A 2661-nucleotide genomic window follows, 5' to 3' on the forward strand; every position below is an offset into this window, starting at 1 on the left:
CCTGGTGCAATGAGCGATCCGCAGTGGCAACTGGAAACCCTGGCCGTGCACGGCGGCTACCGTCCCGACCCGACCACCCGCGCGGTGGCGGTGCCGATCTACCAGACCGTGGCCTACGCATTCGATGACACCCAGCACGGGGCGGACCTGTTCGACCTGAAGGTGCCGGGCAACATCTATACGCGCATCATGAACCCCACCACCGACGTGCTGGAGCAGCGCGTGGCGGCGTTGGAAGGGGGCATCGGCGCGTTGGCACTGGCCTCCGGGCAGGCGGCGATCACCTATGCGATCCAGACCATTGCCGAGGCCGGCGACAACATCGTCGCCGCCAGTGCGCTATATGGCGGCAGCCTCAACCTGCTGGCGCATACGCTGCCGCAGTACGGCATCCAGACGCGGTTCGCAGATCCGGCCGACCCGTCGGCGTTCGCAGATCTGATCGATGCGCGCACCAAGGCCGTGTTCGTCGAGTCGATCGGCAACCCGCGCGGCAACGTCACCGACATTGCCGCGATCGCCGAGGTCGCGCATGCGGCCGGCGTGCCGCTGATCGTCGACAACACCGTGGCCACGCCGTTCCTGCTGCGCCCGTTCGAACATGGCGCCGACATCGTGGTGCACTCGCTGACCAAGTACCTCGGCGGCCACGGCACCAGTCTGGGCGGGGCGATCGTCGATTCCGGCCGTTTCGACTGGACGGCGCAGCCGCAACGCTTCGCCCGCTTGAACCAGCCCGACCCGAGCTACCACGGCGTGGTCTACACCGAAGCACTCGGGGCGGCAGCCTACATCGGCCGTGCGCGGGTGGTGCCGTTGCGCAATACCGGCGCAGCGTTGTCACCGTTCAATGCCTTCCTGATCCTGCAGGGCATCGAGACACTGGCCCTGCGCATGGAGCGGATCAACGCCAATGCGCTGGCCGTGGCGGAGTACCTGCGCGCGCATCCGAAGGTGGCCTGGGTGCGCTATGCCGGGTTGCCCGACGACCCCGAACACGCGGCGGCGCAGCGCTATCTGGGCGGCCACGGCTCCGGCGTGCTGACCTTCGGCCTACCCGGCGGGCGCGTTGCCGGCGCGCGTTTCCTTGATGCACTGAAGCTGTTCACCCGGCTGGTGAACCTGGGGGATGCGAAGTCGTTGGCGACACATCCGGCGTCGACCACTCATCGCCAGCTGGATGCGGCCGAGCTCGCCAGGGCCGGGGTCAGCGAGGACACCGTGCGCCTGTCGATCGGCATCGAGCACATCGGCGACCTGCGCGCTGACCTGGAACAGGCCCTGGCCGGCACCTGAGGGCAGTCAATCGCGCAGGATCGGTTACGCGCGCGGCCGGCGGATCAGGCAGGATCGCAGCCATGTCCTCGATGGGAGATGGTCATGAAGCGGCTTGCAGGCCTGCGCCAGGCGCAGGGAATCGAACGGGTCATCGACCATCTGCAGGCCTGCCTGCGTGAGCAGCAGGCGCTGCCGGATGTAACGGCACTGGCGACGGTCGCGCATCAGTCGCCCTATCACTTCCAGCGCCTGTACCGGGCGCTGACCGGTGAGAGCCCGGGGCAGACGCTGGACCGCCTGCGTCTGCTCAACGCCCTGCATGCGCTGCAGCAGCCCGATGCAAGCGTCACCGACGCCGCGTTGGCCGCAGGCTATGAAAGTGCGCAGGCCCTGGCGCGGCGCTGCCGGCAGCGCCTGCATACCACCCCGCGAGCCCTGCGCGCCGATGCAGCGCTGCGGCAGCAATGGCAGCAGGTTTTGGCACAGCCACCGGCCGACGTGGACGCAGAGACCGCTGCCCCGCTGAAGGTGGAGGTGCGCGCGCTGCAGCCGTTCGAGGTCGTGCTGTTGCGCGCGCAGGGGGCCTTCGGTGATCTCGACGCCAGCTTCGGTCGCTTGTTCGAATGGGCGCAGACGCAGGGCCTGGCCGACGATCTGCTGCACCTGGTGGGCATCGCCATCGATGACCACCGTGACGTACCGGCACGGATGCATCGCTTCGACTGCGGCATGGGATTTGCCACGGGGTTGCCGTCACTGTCATCGCCGCTGCGGCGGCAGGCCCTCGGAGTCGGACCGCATGCGGTTGTCCACCACGTCGGTCCCTATGAGCAGCTGCAGGCGGTGGGTGACGCCCTGCTGCGCGACTGGTGGCCGGACAGCGGGCACGCGCTTGCCGAAGCGCCCCTGTATTTCCACTTCCTGGATGATCCCGAACAGGTACCTGCCCACCAGTTGCGTGCCGACGTCTGCCTGCCGCTGGCAGGCTGATAGCCACCGGCTTGGTCGTCATCGCCATAGGCGATCACCATCGCTGCAGGAACGCGCTACGTTAGAGACGCTCTCCAAGGGCGTGGCGATATCATCCCCGGCCGATGCGGGTCGGCCGGGGATATTTTTAGGCGCAACGAATCCCGGTAAATCCACGCCATGCGTGGATGAATCTCAATCGAAATCGAATTCTTCGACGATTGAACGAAGAACATCCACGCCTGGCGTGGATCGACGTGTCGACCAAGGTCGACACCCAGCAAGAGCAGGCATGCCATTCCGGCAGATCGCGGAGATCTGTCGAAGGCGGGGCGGGTCCGGTTGCGGGGGTGTCCGCGGCATGGATGCCGCGGCCAAGCCTCCATGGACGGATTCACGGCGTCCCCCGCAACC

General features: G+C 67.3%; 2 protein-coding genes. Both read left to right on the forward strand.

The features are described from left to right. Nucleotides 1–9 precede the first annotated feature (9 nt). Nucleotides 10–1296 (forward strand): aminotransferase class V-fold PLP-dependent enzyme, encoded by a 1287-nt coding sequence (locus DBR20_RS12455; RefSeq protein WP_108266390.1) that lies wholly within the window; start codon nucleotides 10–12, stop codon nucleotides 1294–1296. 84 nt (nucleotides 1297–1380) lie between these two features. Then, nucleotides 1381–2268 (forward strand): GyrI-like domain-containing protein, encoded by an 888-nt coding sequence (locus DBR20_RS12460; protein WP_108266391.1) that lies wholly within the window; start codon nucleotides 1381–1383, stop codon nucleotides 2266–2268. The last annotated feature ends 393 nt before the right edge of the window (nucleotides 2269–2661 follow it).

It is taken from the genome of Stenotrophomonas sp. HMWF023, from assembly GCF_003060985.1.
Lineage (GTDB): Bacteria > Pseudomonadota > Gammaproteobacteria > Xanthomonadales > Xanthomonadaceae > Stenotrophomonas > Stenotrophomonas lactitubi.

Bases quoted from the DNA above. Each gene is read 5' to 3' on its own strand.
- DBR20_RS12455 (WP_108266390.1), top strand. From the start codon at position 10: ATGAGCGATCCGCAGTGGCAACTGGAAACCCTGGCCGTGCACGGCGGC.
- DBR20_RS12460 (WP_108266391.1), top strand. From the start codon at position 1,381: ATGAAGCGGCTTGCAGGCCTGCGCCAGGCGCAGGGAATCGAACGGGTC.